This window comes from Nonlabens sp. SCSIO 43208 (assembly GCF_050703575.1).
Taxonomy (GTDB): domain Bacteria; phylum Bacteroidota; class Bacteroidia; order Flavobacteriales; family Flavobacteriaceae; genus Nonlabens; species Nonlabens tegetincola.
The window spans coordinates 655,787-677,404 of record NZ_CP065365.1; the positions used below are offsets into that span (position 1 = coordinate 655,787).

The window sequence follows — 21,618 nt, forward strand, 5'->3', positions numbered from 1 at the left end:
ATTTAAGGGTGGTTAATTAAAGGATTAACTATCATAGGCCCAAGTAAGTAGAACTGATCCCCATGTAAAGCCACCACCAAAGGCTGCAAACACGAGATGATCTCCTTTCTTTAATTGGGATTCATATTCATATAAACACAAAGGTAAGGTAGCACTGGTTGTATTACCATATTTGTGTATGTTCATCATTACTTTTTCTTGTGGTAATTCTACTCTCCTAGCTGTGGCGTCTATAATACGTTTATTTGCTTGATGAGGAACTAACCAATCTATATCATCGTTACTTAAACCGTTTCTTTGAACTACTTGTTCTGCAACATCGGCCATGCTGGAAACCGCGTACTTAAATACACTTTTCCCATCCTGAAAAACATAATGTTGCTTATTTTCTACAGTTTCATGAGAGGCTGGAAGAATTGATCCACCTGCTTCAATTTTTAAGAATTCACGACCTATACCGTCGGTTCTTAAAATTTCATCTTGAACACCATAGCCTTCTTCATTAGGTTCAAAAAGAACCGCGCCAGCTGCATCTCCAAAGATAATGCAAGTAGCGCGGTCTTCGTAATCTATGATTGAGGACATTTTATCTGCCCCAATAAGTAATACTCGTTTATATCGACCTGATTCGATGTAACTGCTAGCTGTACTCATTCCAAAAAGAAAACTTGAACATGCCGCCATTAAATCATATGAGAAAGCATTTGTAGCTCCAATTTGTGTTGCTACATAGGCTCCTGTTGACGCAACCGGCATATCGGGTGTAGCAGAAGCTAGTAATACTAAATCTATTGTTTTAGGGTCGATACCTTTTTTTTCTATAAGGTCTTGTGCAGCTTTAATGGCCATATATGAGGTTCCTTTACCAGGTTCCTTTAGAATACGACGCTCTTTAATACCTGTACGCGTGGTGATCCACTCATCATTAGTATCTACCATTGTTTCAAGAATGGCATTTGTAAGGCGATATTCTGGCAAATAGGCACCTACACCTGTTATTGCTGCTGTTATTTTACCCATAAGTATCGTTCTAATTAGACGATTAGAGCTGCGAAAGCTACTAAAAAACAGTCTAAAACCACAAAAAATGACACATTTTTAATTGAAAATGTGTCATTTTAATAATTTTAAAAATAAGTTATTATATCGAATAACCTGTGTTAAACGATAGAGACTAAGCCTCTACTTCTTCTGTTTTGTCAATTAAAACATTACCACGGTAGTATAATTTACCTTCGTGCCAGTGAGCTCTGTGGTATAAGTGAGATTCTCCTGTTGTTGAATCTACTGCGATTTGAGGAACACTCGCTTTATAATGAGTTCTCCTTTTATCTCTTCTTGTTTTACTGATTTTTCTCTTTGGATGCGCCATGGCTATTAATTATTATCCGTTTTTAATTTTTTTAATGCGTCCCATCTGGGATCTACTTGTTCTGTCTCTTTCTCTTCTGGAGCTGCTACACTTAACTCATCAAGTTTATCTAACACTTCTGAGTCTAGTGTGCCGTCTTCAACACCTGGATGTACTCTTTTTTGAGGAATTGATAAAACAATCATCTCATATACGTACTGGCTTATATTGAATTGGTATTCACCATGAGGTAAAATTAACAACTCTATATTTTCATCGTTAAACTCCTCACCGAATTTGATTACCAAATCCATATCTACCTCAACAGGTAAATCAAAGGGTTCATTAGTCACATCACAATTAACGTTAACCACTCCATGAGCAGTTAATTTAAGATCCATAATTGTGGTTCTTTTATCTAGTACCGCAGTTACAGCAAGGGATGAGCTATTAAACTCTTCAAATCCGAAATTTTCAAAAAACGTATTATCGACCTCGTACTCAAATTGATGCTGCCCTACTTTAAGACCAGCAAACGCAATATTAAAAGCTTTGAGTTCCATAATATAGCTCTTATAAAGAGCGTGCAAAGATAATAAAAGTTATTAAAAATCAACTGTTAATATCATCTTCGTTTTTTAGATTGTATTTTTAATACGTTTGAAGTCAGTTCATCATATTCCTTTCTAGCATTAAAAATATCTGCAGCCATATGTACAGCAGCAGTAAAACTACTAGCACTTGCTTCATTTTTTCCTGCTATGTCAAAACCAGTTCCATGATCTGGACTGGTGCGCACATGACTTAATCCTGCTGTGTAATTAACACCTTCACCAAAGCTTAATGTTTTAAATGGAACTAAACCTTGGTCATGATAGCTTGCCAAAATAGCGTCAAATTGTTCGTGACGTTTCTGACCAAAAAAAGAGTCGGCTGCGTAAGGGCCAAATATCAAAGTACCATCATTGCGTAATTCCTCTAAAACAGGTATTAGCTGTTTTTGATCATCATCTCCTATAACACCATTATCTCCTACGTGTGGATTAATTCCTAGAACTGCAATTTTAGGTTTGGAAATTTTAAAGTCTCGTTTTAATGACTCTTTTATTGTTCCTATTTTGGTTTTAATACTTTTAGCCGTGATGTTTGAAGGAACATCTTTTACTGGAACATGGTCGGTAAGCAAACCTACCTTTAATTTATCCGAAACCATAAACATTAAGCTTTCTCCTGATAGTTCCTGATTCAAATAGTCCGTATGTCCAGGAAATTTAAACTCTTCACTTTGAATGGATTCCTTATTAATAGGCGCTGTTACAAGTACGTCAACATTCCCTGACTTAAGCGCCTTGGTTGCTTCTTGAAGACTTTTAACCGCGATTTCTCCTGCTTTTTTATCTACTTTTCCCCAATCAACATGAAAAGGCTCCTTAAAAAGACGCATAACATTAATTTTACCCGGCACGACATCTTCCAAAGACTTTATCCCTTGAAACTTTGTGTTGATTTTAAAAACTTTTGCGTAGTAGGAAAACAATTTTGTACTACCAAAAATTATAGGCGTGTACATTTCTAGCATTCTATTATCTTCAAAAGCTTTAAGAATAATTTCACCACCGATTCCGTTAGGATCTCCTATTGATATACCTACTTTGATATTGTCAGTTTTTACCATGTATTGCGCTATTTAAGCCGTATTTTTGAAAAAGTAAAATTAAGGTTTTTTCACAAGTTATGTTTACAGGAATTATTGAACAAACTGCACGTGTAGTTGAAATAAAAAAAGAAGGGTCTAATATTCATTTTACATTACATTCGGATATTACAAATGAATTTAAAATTGATCAAAGCATAGCACATAATGGAGTGTGTCTCACTATTGTTGATCTGAATGAAGACTTATATACAGTTACTGCAATCGACGAAACACTTAAAAAAACCAATTTAGGCGAACTTAAAGTTGGCAACACCGTAAATATTGAACGTGCCATGCTTATGAATGCCCGTTTAGACGGACATATTGTTCAAGGACACGTGGACCAGACTGGAACCTGTATAAATGTAGAGGAACAAGATGGATCATGGATATTCACTTTCAGATACGACTCTGCTTTGAATAATGTGACTATTGAAAAGGGAAGTATTTGTATTAATGGCGTAAGTCTCACTGTAGTAAACTCAAAAATCAATGAGTTTTCCGTCGCTATAATACCTTATACCTATGAACACACTGGTTTTAAGGAGATGAAATCAGGTGATATCGTAAATCTAGAGTTTGACGTTATAGGAAAATATGTAAAACGTTTAATGGAATTACAAAATAATTAAAAGCTTTTTAAGCTTTTGTAATTCTTCTTCTTTGTAAAACGGAGTAAATTCCTATAGCAAGTGCAACAGCAATAAGTATTAGAATACCACTATCAACTGGAACTACATCACCAACAGGTGGCGGTGGCCCCATAGGAGGAGGCGGTGGCGGTGGCGTAGGTCCACCAGTACCTGTACCAAGTATTAATAATAACAAGAATTGCATAGGGGCATTTTCTTTAAGTTGCGAATATATTTATTTATCAATCTTCTCCAAAAAAAGAGCTGTAAACTTAATGTCAATTTAAACAAATTTACCGTTTATCGATTTTTTAATGTTTATTATCTATAATATTCGCTATGATTAAGTTTTAAATTTACACTACAATCTATATCAAAAAAAAATGCCTCACTATATTAATGAGGCACTTTTATTAGTAATATAAAAACAGCTTCTTACATTTTTGAAGCAAGTATTAAAGCATTATAAAGGTTTGCCATTCTACCCGATTTAGTAATCTCTTTAAACGGCTTTGTTGTCTCTCTACTTCTACTTAAAGTCATGTTTGCATTTGTAGTCAATCCACTTTCCATAATAACTTGCTTCACTTGACCTGCACTCAATTTAGGAAAATAACTTCTCACTACGGCAGCAACTCCTGCTACTGCAGGAGAAGCCATAGACGTACCTTGCGCAAATCTATACTCACTATTTGGAGCAGTTGAATAGATTTTCACTCCAGGACCAAAAACATCTACACTAGATTTACCGTAATTAGAAAAACCAGCAATCATATTAGCTCCATATTCCGGACCCATAGCTCCTACAGTTAAAAAGTTATCAGATATTTCTTCTCCTACTCCTTGTTGGTCTTGAGGATATACTTGAGTAAAATCTGTGTCAATACCTTCATTTCCAGCAGCATTTACAATAAGAACATCCTTACTAGCAGCATATTTAATTGCTTCCCATACCCATTCTGGATTAGGAGAATGATATTTACCAAAACTTGTATTAATCACTTTAGCACCATTATCCGCAGCATATCGTATCGCCTTAGCAATATCTTTATCGTATTCGTCAGCGGTAGATACAGCTCTTAGAACCATTATCTCTACATTTTCAGCCACTCCATTAACACCTAATCCATTATTACGCTCTGCAGCAATTATCCCAGCAACGTGTGTTCCATGAAAAGCATCTTCTTTCTTTGGATCTGGACCACTATACTCATTATTTCCATAGACAGGAGTGTCCCATACATAAGGGTCATCACCTAGGATATCTTTTCTATAATTTGTCTTTAACTTAGATCCGTTTAACAAATCTGCTTGATCGTTAATAAGCTCGGTAATAGTGTCTATAGCATCTTTGTTAGACTCTAAACCTTGAGAGAACAAGAACATCATCAATTGCTTGCCTTGTTGTACAGCTTGATCTTCAGATTCAACGGTTTTTAAATCCTCTGATTTGTATACGTCTTTTCCAGTCGCTTTTTTCAACAACGGATCAACTTGATTTATTTGCTGAAGGATTTGTTCATAACGACCCTTTGCAACTTGAGCTTGCTCTAGTTTTTCGTCGTACTCTTTTTGAGCTTTAGCCACTAGATCTGCAGGTAGCTTATCCTTATCACGAACAATACGTTCATATTCTAAATTTTCATCAACAATATCTCCTAAAAAGTTCCATCCATGAACATCGTCGATATAACCATTGTTATCGTCATCAATTCCATTATTTGGGATTTCATCATCATTTACCCAAATAACATCATCTAGATCCTCGTGTTCAACATCAATACCACTATCAATAACTGCGACTACAACAGTTTCACCTTTTTTTCCTTTTAGGATTTCATTATAAGCTCTATTAACACTCATTCCAGGAATAGTATCCTGTTGAAGATCGTAGTCCTTCCAATTTTTCTCTTGCTCTTCAGTAAGGGCAGTTGTCTTAATAGGAGTAGTATCAATATTTTCAATAGGTGGTGATACTATATCAAATCCACTACCACAGCTAGCTAGCATACCAGCAACGGCTGTTACCACAAGGGTATTTTTAAATGTAAACTTCATATTCTAATTATTAAAAAAGTCATTAAATGTATAAACTTGGTCCAATCGCACACCTTTATCGGTGTGTTTAACCGTAATAATCTCATTAAAAGGATCGTGTTCTAAAATGAGGTAGTACTTCTCAGTGGCTGCCTTTTGTAAAAACCTCTCTTTTTCATCAAGAGTCAGTAAAGGCCTTGTGTCGTATCCCATAACGTATGGCAGGGGCAAATGTCCTGCGGTAGGCAATAAGTCGGCCATGAAAACAAATGTTTTACTATCATACTCAATATGCGGTATCATCATTTTTTCTGTATGACCATCAACAAACAAAATGTCAAAATCCATTTCATTTGCTTTCTCAAAAGTTTGATTTTGTTTTACAAACTCTAATTGACCGCTTTCTTGAATCGGGATAATATTTTCTTTTAAAAATGAGGCCTTTTCTCTAGCGTTAGGTTCAATTGCCCATTGCCAGTGTGATTCGTTGGTATAAACACGGGCATTTTTAAAAGCAGGTTCATATCCATCGTGATTACCAGCTTTTTTTATAACGCCACCACAATGATCAAAATGTAGGTGTGTCAAAAAAACATCGGTAATATCATCTCTATTAAAACCTAGATTTTTAAGACTGGAATCTAAGTCAAATCTATGGTCCATGTAATAGTATCCAAAGAATTTTTCCGATTGCTTAGTACCCATTCCGGTATCAATTAAAGTCAACCGATCACCATTTTCAATTAACAAACATCTCGCCGCCATGTCGATCATGTTGTTTGAATCGGCTGGATTTGTGCGTTGCCATAAAGATTTAGGCACTACACCAAACATAGCACCGCCATCTAATTTAAAATTCCCAGATTCTACCTTATGTATTTTCATTGCTGCAAAATACAAAATAGGCATTGGTAATCAGTGGTCATTTATCAGTTTTTTAATAGCTAATTATGCATCATGAATCTATGTTAAAATCAATAGCGGTATATCATAATTGCACGTTAAGAATGTGGTAATTACGCTTTCGCGAAAGCGGAACCTCAACATCTATTTAAAAAAGGTCGTAAATTGGCCCTAAAATCTATCCAAATATGCTAGAACTAGCAGGAATTATAATTTTAGGTATACTAGCGCAATGGGTCGCATGGCGTTTTAAAATACCCGCAATTTTACCCCTTATCATCATTGGACTGTTAGTAGGTCCCATCGCAACCATTTATACGGAAGATCACACGAAACTCATTCACCCCATTTGGAATGGTGATAACGGACTGTTTCCTGGAGAAAGTTTATTCTATTTTGTCTCATTAGCAATTAGTATAATTCTATTTGAAGGTGGTTTAACCCTGAAACGAGCCGAAATTCTAAATACTGGTCCTGTTATTGGAAAACTTATATCTGTGGCTGTAATAATTACGTTTATAGGTGCTGGTGTTGCTGCTCACTATATCTTTGACTTGAGCTGGGAAATTTCACTTTTATTCAGTGCGTTGATTATTGTTACTGGTCCTACCGTTATCTCTCCTATTTTACGAAACATTCCATTGAAAAAAGATATAAGTTCTATTCTTAAATGGGAAGGAATACTCATTGATCCTATAGGAGCTCTATTTGCCGTATTGGTATTTGAATTTATAAGCACCGGATCTGGCGGGAAATTTACCATAGTGGCACTTGAAGAGTTTGGTAAGATTGTGTTGTTCGGATTTGCTTTTGGTTTTTCTTTTGCTCATGCGCTTGCCTTTGCTATCAAGAAAAAATTTATTCCACATTACTTGCTTAATGTAGTGACTCTAGCTGCTGTATTGGGCGTCTTTGTTTTGAGCGACACCTTTGCCAAAGAATCTGGTTTACTTGCCGTGGTAGTTATGGGAATGGTGATGGGTAACATTAATTTACCTAATATTAAGGAACTCCTTTACTTCAAAGAATCCCTAAGTGTTTTATTAATCTCCATCTTATTCATTTTGCTAGCAGCAAATATTAACATGGAAGATCTATACTTAATCTATACATGGAAAACTGCAGTGCTTTTTGCCATAGTTGTACTTTTAATAAGACCATTGGGTGTGTTTGCGAGTTCTGTCAACAGCGGACTTAAAATAAATGAAAAACTCTTCATATCATGGGTAGGTCCTCGTGGTATCGTGGCAGCTGGTATTGCATCTTTATTTGGATCAAAATTAGTTTCTCAAGGTATTGAAGGGGCAGAGTATATTACACCTCTCGTTTTTATGATCGTATTAGGAACTGTACTTCTTAATGCTACCACGGCACGTGCTTTTGCAAAAATTGTAGGAGTTTTTCTTAAGAAATCTAATGGAATTATGATAATAGGAGCCAGCAAGTTCTCAAGACTTGTGGCTGACTACTTAAAAAAACACGAACGTGCGGTTGTGCTAGTTGACAGCAATGCTAATAATGTAAGACTGGCTAAGGAAAAGGGTCTTGACGCTGTCATCGCTGATGTATATAGTGACGCTCTTACAGATGATGTTGAATTTAATAACATTGGATTTTTGCTAGCTCTCACTGGGAACTCTCAAATTAATGAATATGCGGTTGAAAGGTTCGGCAATCAATTTGGAGAGAACGGCACCTTTAGATTGGTACATGCCAATGAAATAAACAATCCTAATCAAAATCCTGAGGAAGGTTTATTCTCTCCTACCGACGATTTTATCAATATTAATGAAGTAGCTAGATATCACGGTCACATAAGAGAAATTGAATTAAAATCTCAAGAACATTTTAATGCTCTTCTAGAAATAACAAAAACCGACTCTAATATCATTCCATTATTTATACGCAAAGGAAAGGCAATAGATGTTATACCATCACTTAATCAAGATCTTGAAATAGATGAAGGATCCTTGCTGGTATATCTAGGTAAAGAAATAGTAGAAACTACCACCGGTGAAGTACTACTTGAAGAAAATTAATAAAAAAACAGCGACCAATTGGTCGCTGTTTTAATTTATAAAGCATATTGAATTAATCATTCAACTTCAATACCGCCATAAACGCCTGTTGTGGAATTTCTACATTACCTACCTGGCGCATACGCTTTTTACCTTTCTTTTGTTTTTCTAGTAACTTACGCTTACGAGAAATATCACCACCGTAACATTTTGCCGTCACATCTTTACGCAACGCTTTGATAGTTTCACGAGCAATAATTTTGGCTCCTATGGCTGCTTGTACCGGTATGTCAAATTGCTGTCTAGGGATTAACTCTCTTAACTTTTCAACCATCTTTTTACCAATAGTATAAGCATTATCAAAATGCACAAGCGCACTAAGAGCATCTACAGTTTGAGCATTTAACAGAATATCTACTCGCACAAGTTTTGACTCTTTCATACCAATAGGCGCATAATCAAAACTAGCATAACCTTTACTTACTGTTTTTAATCTATCGTAGAAATCAAAAACAATTTCTGCCAACGGCATGTCAAAAACTAGTTCCACACGCTCTTGAGTAAGGTAGGTTTGATTTTTTACTTGACCACGTTTTTCAATACACAATGACATTACATTACCCACAAAGTCAGATTTTGTAATAATCGTAGCTTTAATAAATGGCTCTTCTACTCGATTAAGTGTTGATGGTTCAGGTAAATCACTAGGATTATTAACGATTACAATGTCGTTAGGATTTTTGTTAGTGTAAGCGTGATAGGATACGTTAGGTACCGTAGTGATCACCGTCATATCAAACTCACGTTCTAATCTTTCTTGTATAATCTCTAAATGTAACATTCCCAAGAACCCACATCTAAAACCAAATCCTAATGCAGCACTACTTTCAGCTTGAAATACAAGCGAGGCATCATTAAGCTGTAATTTTTCCATACTAGCTCTCAAATCCTCGTAATCTTCAGTGTCTACAGGATATATACCTGCAAAAACCATAGGCTTAACATCTTCAAAACCTTCAATTGCATTCTTAGTCGGATTATCGTGATCAGTTATAGTATCACCTACTTTAACTTCCTTTGCCTCTTTAATACCTGTAATCAAGTAACCTACATCACCACAGCTTATTTCTTTCTTAGGTTCTTGTTTCAGCTTAAGAGTTCCAATCTCATCGGCATAGTAGCTTTCACCGGTTGCAACAAACTTAATATGTTGACCTTTTTTAATACTACCATTTATAACTCTAAAGATGGTTTCCACACCTCTAAATTGATTATATTGAGAATCAAAAATCAATGCCTGCAACGGCTCATCGGGATTACCTACAGGAGCTGGTACACGCTCAACGATAGCGTCTAGAATCTCTTGGATTCCTATTCCTGTTTTGGCACTTGCTGGTATTACCTCTTCTGGGGCACAACCTAACAGGTCTACAATATCGTCGGTTACTTCTTCTGGATTTGCACTAGGTAAATCAACTTTATTAAGCACAGGTATGATTTCGAGATCGTTTTCTAATGCTAGATAAAGGTTAGAGATCGTTTGTGCCTGAATACTTTGTGCGGCATCAACTACCAACAAAGCACCTTCACAAGCAGCAATAGATCTAGAAACTTCATAGGAAAAATCTACGTGACCAGGAGTATCTATCAGATTAAGAATATATTGCTCGCCATCTGGAGCTGTATAATTCATCTGTATCGCGTGAGATTTAATGGTAATACCACGCTCACGCTCTAGATCCATATTGTCTAATAGCTGTGCTTGAGCCTCACGCTTTGTAACAGTTTGAGTAGCATCTAACAGCCTGTCTGCCAGTGTACTTTTACCGTGGTCAATATGCGCAATAATGCAAAAATTACGTATGTTCTTCATAGTCGTTTCAATCGAGATGCAAATATAGTCGAATTTAAAGTCGGTATTTTCCTATCCCTTTTTTATTTTAGTGGTCTAAATTCCAACTCAAAAGCCTCATGAATAGATTTTTCCCTTACCTATTCTTCCTTGTTTCCTTTAGTTCGTTTGCACAGCACGAGCTTACAGCAAGACTCATCGATGAAAAGAACGAATCCCTACCCTATCTAAATAGTATTCTTTACAAAATGCCAGACAGTACGTTTTATCAAGGTACAAGCAGTGACGATCTGGGCAAAGTCCTTTTTAAGAATATAGAAGATGGTGAATATACGATGGTAGTTACTGGTGTAGGTTATGTTACGCTTTCGCGAAAGCTTACCATTAACAGCAATCAAAATCTAGGTGACCTTATAGTCCAAGAGCAAATTGAATCCATGGATGCGGTCACTGTCACGGCCAAAAGACCTACTGTAACTAAGAAAGCGGATAGGCTCATTTTTAATGTAGAGAATACCAGTCTGAGTAATACTGATGCATTGACCATATTACGCAGTTCGCCTGGTGTTTTTAAACAAAACAACACTTATATAGTTAAAGGACAGGCCGCTCAAATTTATATTAATAATAAAAGAGTATACCTAACCGATGATGAGCTCAATCAATTACTAGCTGGCTATAGTGGTGATAATGTCAAAAATGTAGAGGTCATTACCAATCCACCGGCAAGTTACGACGCCGAAGGTGGAACAGTCATCAATATTAACACTAGTAAAGGAATCTCATTAGGTTACAAGGGTAATGTGATGGGTAGTTATACTATCGACGAGCTTGCCAAATACAAAATAGGTACTTCACATTTTTATAAAAATAATTGGGTAAATATATATGCCAACTACAGTTACAACCCAAGAGAAGATCTTTATATAGAAGAAAACGAAATCGGCTTTTTTAATCCTGATGGTACTAGATCGCAACGCTGGTTCACTGATTATAATAATGTGAATGAAAGTGATGCTCACAGCCTGAATACTGTTATAGATTTTAGCATAAGCAGTAAAAGCTACCTAAGTGTTTCTGGAAATATTAATGTTAACAACAATCAAGATGGTGATGCTTTTACACGCACATTAATTCTTCAAGATGGTGATACCGATTTTTCAGGCTTAGAAACTAACGGTCTCAATGAACGAGACGCAACAACTGGTTTTGTGAATGCCGACTACAACTATCTTGCAGATAACGGGAACGTCCTTAGGCTTTATGGAAATCATGTATTTACCAATAAAGACAACTATCAGGATGTTTTTACAAGATTTTTTGACACTCAAAATAATACCACTGGAAGTAATAGTTTTTTGTCGGACATAGATCTTGATGTGGCTATTTACACAGCTGGGATAGACTATCAATTCGCATTAGGCGAATACCAATTAAGTACTGGAGCAAAGTATAATCAAATTGATTCACAAACCGTACAGGATTTCTTTGATTCAAATGGAACTTCACCGATTATCGTTCCTGCTAACTCGGATAACTATGCCTATGATGAAAAAATCATTGCTTTCTACGGACAAATGGAACGCAATTGGGAAAAATGGTTTCTGACCGCTGGACTAAGAGCTGAGCAAACTGATATTACAGGTGATTCAAGAAGTCTAGGAATAGTGAATACTCAAAACTATCTTTCATGGTTTCCTACGGCATCATTAGGACATTCGCTTGATGAAAGCAACACTCTTACTTTAAGTTACAAAAGAAGCATTGAAAGACCACGTTATGAGAGTCTAAATCCCTATAGAATTTTTGTAAATGAAACCAATTTTAATTCTGGTAATCCTAATTTAATGCCATCATTCAACAATAAATATAGTGTTGCATGGAATCATAACGACACCTGGTTTTTTGACGCTTATTATTTGTATTCAAAGGACTTACTTTCTATTCTACCTTTTCAAGATAATAATGCAAACAGTTTAAATTTTCAAAATGCTAATTTGAACTACGAGCTACAATATAGTCTAGATATTGAAACCTTTCAATACCCAACTGATTCTTGGTTGCTTGCACTTTCTGCTAGTTTCTTTTATTTAGAAAACGAATTTGTTGCAGTACAGTCCGGCGGTGTAGACCAAAAGCAGGACGTGACAGGAGTTTATCTCTCTAGCTTTAGTAGATTTAGTCTTTCAGAAGATCGTACCTGGTCTTTGGATGCCGAGCTAAATTATGTAAGTGATATCTTATTTGGTTCGTTTAGAATGCAAAATATGATCGTGAGTAACTTTGCCATAAACAAATCGTTATGGAATCGTAGAGCAAATCTTAGGATTGCATATAATGATGTTTTTAGAGGTCAAAACAGATTAATGGAGTCTATTTATCGTAATCAAGATGTAGGCGTTACTTATTTACCAGAGACTAACACCTTTAGTGTCGCATTCACTTACAATTTTGGAAATTATGGTCTAAGAAACAATGAAGTAGAAGAACCTGAAGAGAAAGAACGTACACAACAACAATCTCTAGGACTTTAATCCAGTTTTTTAATCAAGGCTTTCTTGATAAACCATTGCTCGTAAATAAAAAGCACCATGGACCAACAGCTTTTTAAAAAAGAGTAATTAAGGTGGTTGCGATATACAGCATAGTTATATTTAATCAGACTACTTTTTCGTGAACTCAACCCATTGCCTGCTCTATAACTCGCAATGGGTTTTTCTATACCGATAGCTGTACCCGACAGTTTAATTACATCCAACCACATGGCCCAATCTTGTCTTTTACGTAATGAACACACGGCAACCTTTCCTATTTTATGGGTGTCGTAAATTCCTGTCAAATTCCCTACATAGTTTGCTCGTAGTAATTTTTTATAAGTTAGTGAATTGAAAACCTTTTGAAGGTATTTAGGCTCGTTTGCATTTTCTGTGAATATCTCATAAGCACCATAGGACATCGCCGTTTGTGACAGTCTCATTTGTTCGATTTGCAAGGAGAGTTTATAGGGTTTCCAAAGATCATCGGCGTCTAAAAAGGCAATATATCTACCCTTTGCTAGCTCGACTGCCCGATTACGAGTAAAACCAGCTCCTTTGTTTTCTTTATTTTCTTGAATTATAAAACTTATTCCTTGAGAAGAATTTTTTGTAGAATACGCTTTCGCGAAAGCGTGACTATCATCAACACTCCAGTCGTCAACAATTATTAATTCAATAGGCCGGTAGTCTTGATTTAAAACGCTATCTAGGGTTTCTCCTAATGTATCCTGGTTGTTGTAAGTTGGTATTATAACACTTACTAAATCCATTAATATGCCTTTTCCTCACCCTTAAACACGTTGGTGATTGTTTTAATTATAATCTTGATGTCCAAATTAATATTCCAGTTCTCAATGTAGTAAATATCATTGCGCACGCGACCTTTAATATCGTCTTCTGTTTCTACCTCGCCGCGATATCCACTTACCTGTGCTAGTCCTGTTATTCCTGGTTTCACAAAATGACGCACCATGAATTTATCGATACGTTCGGCATACATGTGTGTGTGACTAACCATATGAGGTCTAGGACCTACCACACTCATGGAGCCTAGTAACACATTAAAAAATTGAGGTAATTCGTCAATGCTGGTTTTCCTTAAAAACCTACCAATTTTGGTTATTCGTTGATCGCCACGTGTTACTTGTTCCAGGTGTGCCTTGTTGTTAGGAACCATGGATCTAAACTTAAAACAAGTGAATTCTTTATAGTCCAAACCGTTACGCTTTTGCGTAAAAAAGACAGGTCCCTTGGATTCTAGTTTGATAATCAAGGCTATTAAAGGTGTTAACCATGACATTAAAAAAACAATAACAAATAAAGAAAAAAGAATATCAAAGGCTCGTTTTATAAATTGATTACCAAAATCATCTAAAGGTATTTGACGTAGGGATATTATTGGTGTACGACCGTAGTACTCATAATGTAATTGCCTAGAAAGAGGCATATCAGTATCGGGTATGAATTTAAGTGTCCTTAAATTATTGTCAACAAATTCAGTAAGATCAATGAGATCTTCATTTTTAAGTTCTCTAACCGAACAAAAGATTTCGTCTATTTGATTGTCTAAAACATATTCTTGAAATTCCTGCATGGAAAACTCGCTAGAACTAGTGTCAATAATATTTTGAGTGCGATAACCGTAATCCTTGTGCTTATTAAAAAAACTTGACAACTGCTTAGTATCCTTGTTGACTCCTAGTAGTACTACATTTCTAAAATTACCGCCTAAAACCGACCTATAATGTTTTAAAATATAGAACAAACTTATTTTTATTATCGAGATTGTTCCCATGGTCCACAGTAGGTATTTGGAAACAATCATAGTATTATTATTTATCTCATAATAAAAGCCAAAGAAGGCAAATACCATAAATGCAAAAACTACGGCTTGTTTAACCAGTCTTCCTAAAAGGGTTATTATATCAGTATTGCGTTGAGTTTTATAAAAATCAAACTGCATGGATACTAGCACCCAGCAAATACCAATAAAAATTCCATAGGTAAGCACGTCAAAGGAGCTCGCAAAAAAATGTGAAGCAAATATGACGATCAAACTTAAATCAATGAGATACGATAATGGCCTTATAAACCCAGAATACCGTTGATCTCTATAAGTGATTTTATCTTCGGTTATGTTGTGTAAAGTCTTTGTGCTCACGTTTATCTAATTCTTCTGGAGATAACGTTTTAAAATACTCAAAAGTACGTCGCATCCCTTCTTCTCTTGAAACTTGTGGTTCCCAGTTTAAAATTTCTTTGGCAAGTGAAATATCAGGTTTACGCTTCATAGGATCATCTTGTGGTAAGTCCTTATAAATCACCTTTTGATCAGTACCTGTTAATTTAATTATTTCTTGTGCAAAATCACTTATCGATATTTCATTGGGATTACCAATGTTTACTGGCATGGGATAGTCGCTCATTAATAACCTAAAAATACCTTCTACCTGATCATCTACATAACAAAAAGACCTGGTTTGTGATCCATCTCCAAAAACAGTGAGATCCTCGCCACGTAGCGCTTGCCCCATAAAAGCAGGAATTACTCTACCATCATTAAGTCTCATACGAGGTCCGTAGGTATTAAAAATGCGTACAATTCTAGTTTCTAAACCATGGAACCTGTGGTAAGCCATCGTTATAGACTCTTGAAACCTTTTTGCTTCATCATATACACCACGAGGACCTATTGTGTTTACGTTACCGTAATAATCTTCTGCTTGTGGATGAACAAGAGGATCACCGTAAACCTCACTAGTACTAGCGATAAGCAACCTTGCTTTTTTATTTTTGGCTAGACCAAGTAGGTTGTGAGTTCCTAGCGATCCTACCTTTAAAGTTTGTATAGGGATTTTAAGATAATCAATAGGACTAGCCGGGCTCGCAAAATGTAGAATATAATCTAAATCTCCTGCAACATGAACGTACTTTGAAACATCATGGTGAAAAAATTCAAATTGTTCTAGTGGAAATAAATGCTCTATATTTTTAAGATCTCCTGTAATCAGGTTATCCATTCCAATAACATGAAAGCCTTCTTTTATAAATCTATCACATAGATGAGACCCTAAAAATCCCGCTGCTCCTGTTATAAGTACGCGCTTTTTCATAGATGAGGTTGTAGAAGCAAATATAAGTAAATACCCTACTTACTCGAGAAATGACATAGGATCTAATACTATATCCTTATACTGTTCAAGCTCCTCTTTGGCGGCTACTCCTGGGAAATCTCCTTGATATCCTTTCATATCTGTCATTACTTGAAAATGTAAATGCGGACTGTAACCACCATTTTCTTGAGGTGTTCCTAAATGAGCTATTATTTCGCTTTCGCGAAAGCGATATCCAACTTCCCACTTGTTTACATCATCCAAACTCAAATGACCGTACAGTGTATATATCGTTTGTCCATCAATATTGTGTTGCAAGATCAACGTAGGACCATAATTTCCAGGATCACTATTGTGCGCATAACTATGAACTACACCATCATACAGTGCATGAACAGTGGTTCCTGCTGGCGCCCATATGTCTACTCCTAGATGAATGTCACGTACGATTCCTTTATTGAATCTTTCATTTTTTTGATAAAGAGCTCGCTGTTCTAAGTAGCCACCTATGGCCAAAAAAGCGCCGTGAGATTTACGCTGTTGCTCGATATACTCATGACACACCGATATGTCGGCCACATCATTACGCTTCCAAAAAGGATTATTGATTGAAAGGTCAAGAGGGAAATAACCTTTTTGTGACAATTGTGGATCAAGCAAATGTCTTTTCATAGGAGCTTTTCTTATAAGGACATTTCAGGAATATCACCTTCAACGATAAGAGTTCCTTCGGTTGCTGCTTTTATATCGTCTACAGAGACGCCTGGAGCTCTTTCTAGTAATTTAAAGCCATCATCAGTAACCTCGAGCACAGCAAGATTGGTAACCACTTTATTAATACAGTTTACACCGGTAAGAGGTAATGAACATTTTTTAAGAAGTTTACTATCACCAGCACGGTTTGTATGCATCATAGCTACGATAATATTTTCGGCACTAGCAACTAGATCCATGGCTCCACCCATTCCTTTTACCATCTTACCTGGAATTTTCCAATTTGCTATATCACCGTTCTCGGCTACTTCCATAGCTCCTAGTATCGTTAAATCAACGTGCTGTCCACGTATCATCCCAAAACTTGTTGCGCTATCAAAAAAACTGGCTCCAGGTAAAGTTGTAATGGTTTGTTTACCTGCATTAATTACATCAGCATCTTCATCTCCTTCAAAAGGAAATGGTCCCATTCCTAAAACACCATTTTCAGATTGAAATTCAACCTGAACACCTTCAGGAATATAATTTGCAACTAGGGTAGGAATTCCAATCCCTAGATTGACGTAGTAACCGTCTTGTAGTTCTTGAGCGATTCTTTTGGCAATTCCTGTTTTATCTAGACTCATGGTGTGTTTTGTTTACGTGATATACTACCAAAGATAAATAGTTTTTAAAGAGCTAAAAAACTATTTATGGTTGTTTCTAAAGAAGGTTGACTAGGTCTTGCAGCATTGTTATCTACCAGTCTACCATTTTTATCAAAAAGCATATATCTAGGTATGCGACTCACATCATTTTTTTGGAACAAGGAGGCTTTTGGATAATTTTTTGCATGAAAGGAGTATTCATTAATATCATATTGTTGAATTCCTTGTTTCCATCTTTCCTCTGCTTGATCGATGGATATGTAAGCAAATACAACTTCCTTACCCGCGAACTTTTCTTTAAGTTTTTTGGCGTGAGGAAATTGAGCTTTACAAGGTCCACACCAGCTTGCCCAAATATCTAGATAAACTACTTTGCCACGGTTTTTCTCTAGAAAATTTTCCCAATTATCGTAAGTCCCATCAACTGTTGACAAATGAACTACATCATTACTGCTCATGTCCACTTCACTTACCTTTCTGGGTTTCTCTGTCTTTTCTATGGTTTTACTCTCATTACAAGAGGTAATGATCAATAACAAACAAATTATAATAGATAAATATTTCATTATTTAAGTTTTACGCAAAAAGGTATCTAACTAAGTCTTCAATTTTTGAAAAGGCAACAACCTGAGCAGTAGAGTTTTTAAAATTTTGTTTGGCTGGTGCAATACAAATTCTTTCAAAGCCTAATTTACCAGCTTCATTAATACGTTGCTCCATTCTACTAGCTGTTCTTATTTCTCCGCCCAGACCAACCTCAGCACTGAAACAGTGTTTGGGATTGAGTGCTATATCAAAATTTGATGACAATATAGCTGCGACCACTGCAAGGTCGATTGCTGGATCATCAACATTAATACCGCCAGTAATGTTTAAAAAAACATCCTTTTGTCCTAATTTGAATCCTGCTCTTTTTTCTAGGACTGCTAGTATCATATTAAGACGTTTTAAATTATAACCCGTTGCACTGCGTTGTGGTGTTCCATAAACAGCGGTACTTACTAGTGCTTGAACCTCGATCATAAGTGGTCGCATACCTTCCATTGTAGCTGCAATTGCGGTTCCACTAATTTCAAGATCTTTGTTTGCAATCAATATTTCACTAGGATTAGTTACTTCACGCAATCCATGGCCTAACATTTCATAAATGCCTATCTCATGCGTGCTACCAAAACGATTTTTAAGAGCTCGCAAAATTCTATACGTATGGTTGCGATCTCCTTCAAATTGTAGTACGGTGTCTACCATGTGCTCAAGAATCTTGGGCCCAGCAATGTGACCATCTTTTGTAATATGGCCTATTACAATAACAGGAGTAGCTGTTTGTTTGGCAAATTTTATTAATTCACCTGTACATTCTCTTATTTGTGAAACACTACCTGCAGTACTTTCTATGTGTTGTGTTTGTAAAGTTTGAATCGAATCGATTATTAAAACATCAGGCTCAATATCACTTACTTGTTTAAAAATGTTTTGAGTCTTCGTCTCAGTGAGTATGTAGCAATTTTCGGCGTTTTTGTTAATACGATCTGCTCGCATTTTTATTTGTTGCGCACTTTCCTCACCACTTACATACAAAGTTTTAAAAGGCAGATTCAAACACACTTGCAACAATAGTGTTGATTTACCTATACCTGGTTCACCACCTAGCAAGGTAACCGATCCAGGAACCAATCCACCACCTAGCACTCTATTGAATTCTAGATTAGTAGTATCCAATCGTGGACTTTCTTGTGCATTTATTTCGGAAATACGTTGAGGTTTTGAATTACGCTTTCGCGAAAGCGTACCTGGCGCATCACCTGTTTGCCAACTAGGAGTTTGCTCTTTTTGAACTACTTCTTCTACCAAAGAATCCCACTTTTTACAGGTGGTGCATTGTCCTTGCCATTTTGCGTACTGGGCACCACAATTTTGACAGTACCACGTTGTCTTTACTTTTGCCATTATTCTTTAGCTTGTAAGGCCTCTACCTTATCTAAACAATCATCCTTTGTTAAACCTACTGCCTCTTCTAATATATAGGCCTGTTCAAAAGATTTGATCGCACGACCATATCTACCTATACCTTCGTATCCCATTCCTTCTATAAACTTACCGTACATGATATCTGGATATTCCTTATCAACAATGGTTGCCATGTCAAGTAATTGTTCCCAGTCTTTTTCTCTAATAATATATTCTGACATAGTTACGAGGTCCTTTAATCTCAATTTCATGTCTATGCCATACACTTTTTTTACATATTCATATTTGTCCAGCAAAGTTTGTACGGCTGTTTTCATATCAGCAGTACGATTTGCACTTTCTTTAGAGGTATCCTGGGCAAGATTGGAATTCAATAGTTGCTCACCTTCTACCAATTGGTATTCATTAAATATGAAATCCAATCCACGTGGTATAGCTTGCGCTGCAACGTTATAAAAATTAGTTTCTTCAATACTTTCATGCTTCAACTTCACATTCTCTTTAGTAGAAAACAGAGAATCTGTTTGTTCAGAGAACAGCTCGCTGGCGACATTTTTTTGTGCGCTGGTAGCTACATAAAAATAATTGTACTCATCCAGACTAGATATTTTGTTAACTAGATTCTCTTGAATAAGTGTAGTGTAATCCGGTTCTATTTGTAAAAAAGCATCTATAGCCACTTTTTTACGCATGAGAAAGAAGCTCGCAAGATTTGCATTTATATCCTTTGCCACTAGAACGGTAAATGGTGCAACTCGATATTCTTTTTGCATGGTCGTCACAAGTTCCATGATAAAATCCATGTAACGTTGAGCTTGCTCCTCGGGAAAGCCTGATTCGACGTTGATAGCTGTATCATCGTACCTGCTTTTACGTTGATTTATTCCTACTACAAAGGATTCGGGCATTTGATCCCAATAAGACAAATAATCCACAACTCCTGAAACGGGTTCAAATAGATAATCACCATCTAAGACTAGGATTAATGGATAAGTTTTTTCTTGGTTACTATTGTAGTTACGTGGTTTAAGAATTTTTACGTTGCGTTCTTCTCCTAAAACATCGCTAGGAAATGACCTGTACAATGCTTGTGCATACGTGGTTAAACAGGACAGAAAAGCAAACGCAATAACAATATTTTTCATCTCCGTTTTTTGAGATGCTGAATTTAAGAAAAATGAAGAGATTATTTTTTTAAACTCAATAATATGAAGGAAATTAATCCGTACACTAGAACCAGTGCTGTTTGTGATAGCCACAATATCCAGCCCAATGAAGTTCCTACCGTTTCTGGTACTTGAAACAATAATAACACCTGAGCAATCAAAAAAGGATAAGCCCCAAATCCTCCATTTGTAAACGCTACTGCAAAACTACCTGCTACAAAGGCTGCTAATACAGCAGCAACATCAAATGTTCCCTCATATGAAATTGCAAATACACTTACGTAAAACATGGCTAGGTACATGGACCAGATAAAAAAGGTATGTATTAAATACAGCCACTTTTTTTTCATTGTCCAAATGGTTGAAAAGCCTTCTTTCATACCTTTTAAAAAGTCAAGTACTTTTCGGTACAATCCTAACTTTTTGATTAAAAATATTCCCAGTAGTATTACTGAGATTACGATGGCTAAGTATAGCAATAGTTGTGATGAGTTCGCTTTCGCGAAAGCGGACTTAAAACCACCAATAAAGTATTCTAAAAAGACGTCTTGTGATAGTAATAAAGCGATGGCGGTTATTAATAGTAAGATACCAAAATCCAGCACACGTTCTGCAACTATAGTACCTATTGCTTTATTAACAGGTATACCGTGGTTACGATTTACAACTATCGCTCTAGATAATTCACCACTACGAGGAATAAAAATATTCATAGCATACCCTATTCCAATTGCAGTAATATTTGTCAAAAATGTAGGTGGTTTTCCAAACTGGGATAGCATGTAATTCCATCTCCAAGCTCTAGACAAATGACTGAGTAAAGCTAGAATTAAACCTACAATAACATAGTAATAATTTGCACCTTTAATTTGTGCATATATTTGTTCTAACTGCTCGTTTGTGAACTGATTATATGAATAATAAATGAGCCATACACCTATAAATAAAGGCAAGCCTATTTTCAAAAATTTAATCAGATTGTTT

General features: G+C 36.1%; 20 protein-coding genes. 3 read left to right on the forward strand and 17 right to left on the reverse strand.

Annotated features, from left to right (window positions below):
- Positions 1-24: 24 nt before the first annotated feature.
- The 4 genes from I5168_RS03185 to pdxA form a co-directional block, all read right to left on the reverse strand.
- Complete coding sequence (locus tag I5168_RS03185; RefSeq protein ID WP_060523382.1) at positions 25-1,020, reverse strand: beta-ketoacyl-ACP synthase III; 996 nt, start codon at positions 1,018-1,020, stop codon at positions 25-27.
- 154 nt (positions 1,021-1,174) lie between these two features.
- Positions 1,175-1,372, reverse strand: coding sequence for a 50S ribosomal protein L32 (gene rpmF / locus I5168_RS03190; RefSeq protein WP_042276454.1), 198 nt, complete (start codon positions 1,370-1,372; stop codon positions 1,175-1,177).
- 5 nt (positions 1,373-1,377) lie between these two features.
- Positions 1,378-1,914, reverse strand: coding sequence for a YceD family protein (locus I5168_RS03195; RefSeq protein ID WP_042276456.1), 537 nt, complete (start codon positions 1,912-1,914; stop codon positions 1,378-1,380).
- A gap of 62 nt (positions 1,915-1,976) precedes the next feature.
- Positions 1,977-3,026 carry a 4-hydroxythreonine-4-phosphate dehydrogenase PdxA gene (pdxA, locus tag I5168_RS03200; protein ID WP_431472397.1) on the reverse strand — a complete coding sequence of 350 codons (1,050 nt, stop codon included), beginning with the start codon at positions 3,024-3,026 and terminating at the stop codon, positions 1,977-1,979.
- A 59-nt stretch (positions 3,027-3,085) separates the two neighbouring features.
- On the opposite strand from pdxA, the gene I5168_RS03205 reads away from it, so the two are divergent.
- Positions 3,086-3,679, forward strand: a complete 594-nt coding sequence (locus I5168_RS03205; protein WP_431472398.1) for a riboflavin synthase — start codon at positions 3,086-3,088, stop codon at positions 3,677-3,679.
- A 7-nt stretch (positions 3,680-3,686) separates the two neighbouring features.
- Here the strand turns inward: I5168_RS03205 and I5168_RS03210 are convergent, their stop codons facing one another.
- The 3 genes from I5168_RS03210 to I5168_RS03220 all read right to left on the reverse strand — a co-directional run bounded on the left by I5168_RS03210 (position 3,687) and on the right by I5168_RS03220 (position 6,601).
- A complete protein-coding gene (locus I5168_RS03210) occupies positions 3,687-3,884 on the reverse strand; it encodes a PID-CTERM protein-sorting domain-containing protein (protein ID WP_431472399.1) in 198 nt (65 codons plus the stop codon).
- A gap of 230 nt (positions 3,885-4,114) precedes the next feature.
- Complete coding sequence (locus I5168_RS03215; protein ID WP_085775529.1) at positions 4,115-5,737, reverse strand: S8 family peptidase; 1,623 nt, start codon at positions 5,735-5,737, stop codon at positions 4,115-4,117.
- Positions 5,738-5,740: 3 nt separating this feature from the next.
- Positions 5,741-6,601: an MBL fold metallo-hydrolase gene (locus I5168_RS03220; protein ID WP_105017753.1), complete on the reverse strand. Its 861-nt coding sequence runs from the start codon at positions 6,599-6,601 to the stop codon at positions 5,741-5,743.
- Positions 6,602-6,807: 206 nt separating this feature from the next.
- Here I5168_RS03220 and I5168_RS03225 point away from each other — a divergent pair, with 206 nt between their 5' ends.
- The gene (locus I5168_RS03225) at positions 6,808-8,658 is read left to right on the forward strand and encodes a cation:proton antiporter (RefSeq protein ID WP_105017754.1); all 1,851 of its coding nucleotides are present in this window, start codon (positions 6,808-6,810) and stop codon (positions 8,656-8,658) included.
- Positions 8,659-8,710: 52 nt separating this feature from the next.
- Here the strand turns inward: I5168_RS03225 and lepA are convergent, their stop codons facing one another.
- Entirely contained in the window at positions 8,711-10,510 is a 1,800-nt protein-coding gene (lepA, locus tag I5168_RS03230; RefSeq protein WP_105017755.1) for a translation elongation factor 4, read from the reverse strand.
- Positions 10,511-10,608: 98 nt separating this feature from the next.
- Here lepA and I5168_RS03235 point away from each other — a divergent pair, with 98 nt between their 5' ends.
- Entirely contained in the window at positions 10,609-13,023 is a 2,415-nt protein-coding gene (locus I5168_RS03235; protein WP_431472400.1) for an outer membrane beta-barrel family protein, read from the forward strand.
- Here I5168_RS03235 and I5168_RS03240 read toward each other — a convergent pair.
- Genes I5168_RS03240 through I5168_RS03280 form a run of 9 tightly spaced genes read right to left on the reverse strand, consistent with a single transcriptional unit; the run spans position 13,020 to position 21,599 of the window.
- On the reverse strand, positions 13,020-13,796 hold the full coding sequence (locus I5168_RS03240; RefSeq protein WP_431472401.1) for a glycosyltransferase family 2 protein: 777 nt from the start codon (positions 13,794-13,796) through the stop codon (positions 13,020-13,022). The genes I5168_RS03235 and I5168_RS03240 overlap by 4 nt on opposite strands.
- On the reverse strand, positions 13,796-15,187 hold the full coding sequence (locus tag I5168_RS03245) for an undecaprenyl-phosphate glucose phosphotransferase (RefSeq protein ID WP_431472402.1): 1,392 nt from the start codon (positions 15,185-15,187) through the stop codon (positions 13,796-13,798). Before I5168_RS03245 ends, I5168_RS03240 begins: the two co-directional genes overlap by 1 nt.
- Positions 15,150-16,139: a UDP-glucuronic acid decarboxylase family protein gene (locus tag I5168_RS03250; protein ID WP_060523391.1), complete on the reverse strand. Its 990-nt coding sequence runs from the start codon at positions 16,137-16,139 to the stop codon at positions 15,150-15,152. Before I5168_RS03250 ends, I5168_RS03245 begins: the two co-directional genes overlap by 38 nt.
- A 39-nt stretch (positions 16,140-16,178) precedes the next feature.
- Positions 16,179-16,811 carry a peptidoglycan DD-metalloendopeptidase family protein gene (locus I5168_RS03255; protein WP_431472403.1) on the reverse strand — a complete coding sequence of 211 codons (633 nt, stop codon included), beginning with the start codon at positions 16,809-16,811 and terminating at the stop codon, positions 16,179-16,181.
- 11 nt (positions 16,812-16,822) lie between these two features.
- Positions 16,823-17,479 (reverse strand): CoA transferase subunit B, encoded by a 657-nt coding sequence (locus tag I5168_RS03260; RefSeq protein ID WP_042276486.1) that lies wholly within the window; start codon positions 17,477-17,479, stop codon positions 16,823-16,825.
- 44 nt (positions 17,480-17,523) lie between these two features.
- Positions 17,524-18,066, reverse strand: coding sequence for a TlpA family protein disulfide reductase (locus tag I5168_RS03265; RefSeq protein WP_431472404.1), 543 nt, complete (start codon positions 18,064-18,066; stop codon positions 17,524-17,526).
- Between the two features lie 10 nt (positions 18,067-18,076).
- On the reverse strand, positions 18,077-19,447 hold the full coding sequence (gene radA / locus I5168_RS03270; RefSeq protein ID WP_167342847.1) for a DNA repair protein RadA: 1,371 nt from the start codon (positions 19,445-19,447) through the stop codon (positions 18,077-18,079).
- Entirely contained in the window at positions 19,447-20,613 is a 1,167-nt protein-coding gene (locus I5168_RS03275; RefSeq protein WP_431472405.1) for an alpha/beta hydrolase, read from the reverse strand. The genes radA and I5168_RS03275 overlap by 1 nt, the downstream gene beginning before the upstream one ends.
- Before the next feature lie 41 nt (positions 20,614-20,654).
- Positions 20,655-21,599 (reverse strand): lysylphosphatidylglycerol synthase transmembrane domain-containing protein, encoded by a 945-nt coding sequence (locus tag I5168_RS03280; protein ID WP_431472406.1) that lies wholly within the window; start codon positions 21,597-21,599, stop codon positions 20,655-20,657.
- Between the last annotated feature and the right edge of the window lie 19 nt (positions 21,600-21,618).

What these genes read in the sequence shown, in the direction of transcription:
- I5168_RS03185 (WP_060523382.1), bottom strand. Translation starts at nt 1,020, where the DNA reads ATGGGTAAAATAACAGCAGCAATAACAGGTGTAGGTGCCTATTTGCCA.
- rpmF (WP_042276454.1), bottom strand. Translation starts at nt 1,372, where the DNA reads ATGGCGCATCCAAAGAGAAAAATCAGTAAAACAAGAAGAGATAAAAGG.
- I5168_RS03195 (WP_042276456.1), bottom strand. Translation starts at nt 1,914, where the DNA reads ATGGAACTCAAAGCTTTTAATATTGCGTTTGCTGGTCTTAAAGTAGGG.
- pdxA (WP_431472397.1), bottom strand. Translation starts at nt 3,026, where the DNA reads ATGGTAAAAACTGACAATATCAAAGTAGGTATATCAATAGGAGATCCT.
- I5168_RS03205 (WP_431472398.1), top strand. Translation starts at nt 3,086, where the DNA reads ATGTTTACAGGAATTATTGAACAAACTGCACGTGTAGTTGAAATAAAA.
- I5168_RS03210 (WP_431472399.1), bottom strand. Translation starts at nt 3,884, where the DNA reads ATGCAATTCTTGTTATTATTAATACTTGGTACAGGTACTGGTGGACCT.
- I5168_RS03215 (WP_085775529.1), bottom strand. Translation starts at nt 5,737, where the DNA reads ATGAAGTTTACATTTAAAAATACCCTTGTGGTAACAGCCGTTGCTGGT.
- I5168_RS03220 (WP_105017753.1), bottom strand. Translation starts at nt 6,601, where the DNA reads ATGAAAATACATAAGGTAGAATCTGGGAATTTTAAATTAGATGGCGGT.
- I5168_RS03225 (WP_105017754.1), top strand. Translation starts at nt 6,808, where the DNA reads ATGCTAGAACTAGCAGGAATTATAATTTTAGGTATACTAGCGCAATGG.
- lepA (WP_105017755.1), bottom strand. Translation starts at nt 10,510, where the DNA reads ATGAAGAACATACGTAATTTTTGCATTATTGCGCATATTGACCACGGT.
- I5168_RS03235 (WP_431472400.1), top strand. Translation starts at nt 10,609, where the DNA reads ATGAATAGATTTTTCCCTTACCTATTCTTCCTTGTTTCCTTTAGTTCG.
- I5168_RS03240 (WP_431472401.1), bottom strand. Translation starts at nt 13,796, where the DNA reads ATGGATTTAGTAAGTGTTATAATACCAACTTACAACAACCAGGATACA.
- I5168_RS03250 (WP_060523391.1), bottom strand. Translation starts at nt 16,139, where the DNA reads ATGAAAAAGCGCGTACTTATAACAGGAGCAGCGGGATTTTTAGGGTCT.
- I5168_RS03255 (WP_431472403.1), bottom strand. Translation starts at nt 16,811, where the DNA reads ATGAAAAGACATTTGCTTGATCCACAATTGTCACAAAAAGGTTATTTC.
- I5168_RS03260 (WP_042276486.1), bottom strand. Translation starts at nt 17,479, where the DNA reads ATGAGTCTAGATAAAACAGGAATTGCCAAAAGAATCGCTCAAGAACTA.
- I5168_RS03265 (WP_431472404.1), bottom strand. Translation starts at nt 18,066, where the DNA reads ATGAAATATTTATCTATTATAATTTGTTTGTTATTGATCATTACCTCT.
- radA (WP_167342847.1), bottom strand. Translation starts at nt 19,447, where the DNA reads ATGGCAAAAGTAAAGACAACGTGGTACTGTCAAAATTGTGGTGCCCAG.
- I5168_RS03275 (WP_431472405.1), bottom strand. Translation starts at nt 20,613, where the DNA reads ATGAAAAATATTGTTATTGCGTTTGCTTTTCTGTCCTGTTTAACCACG.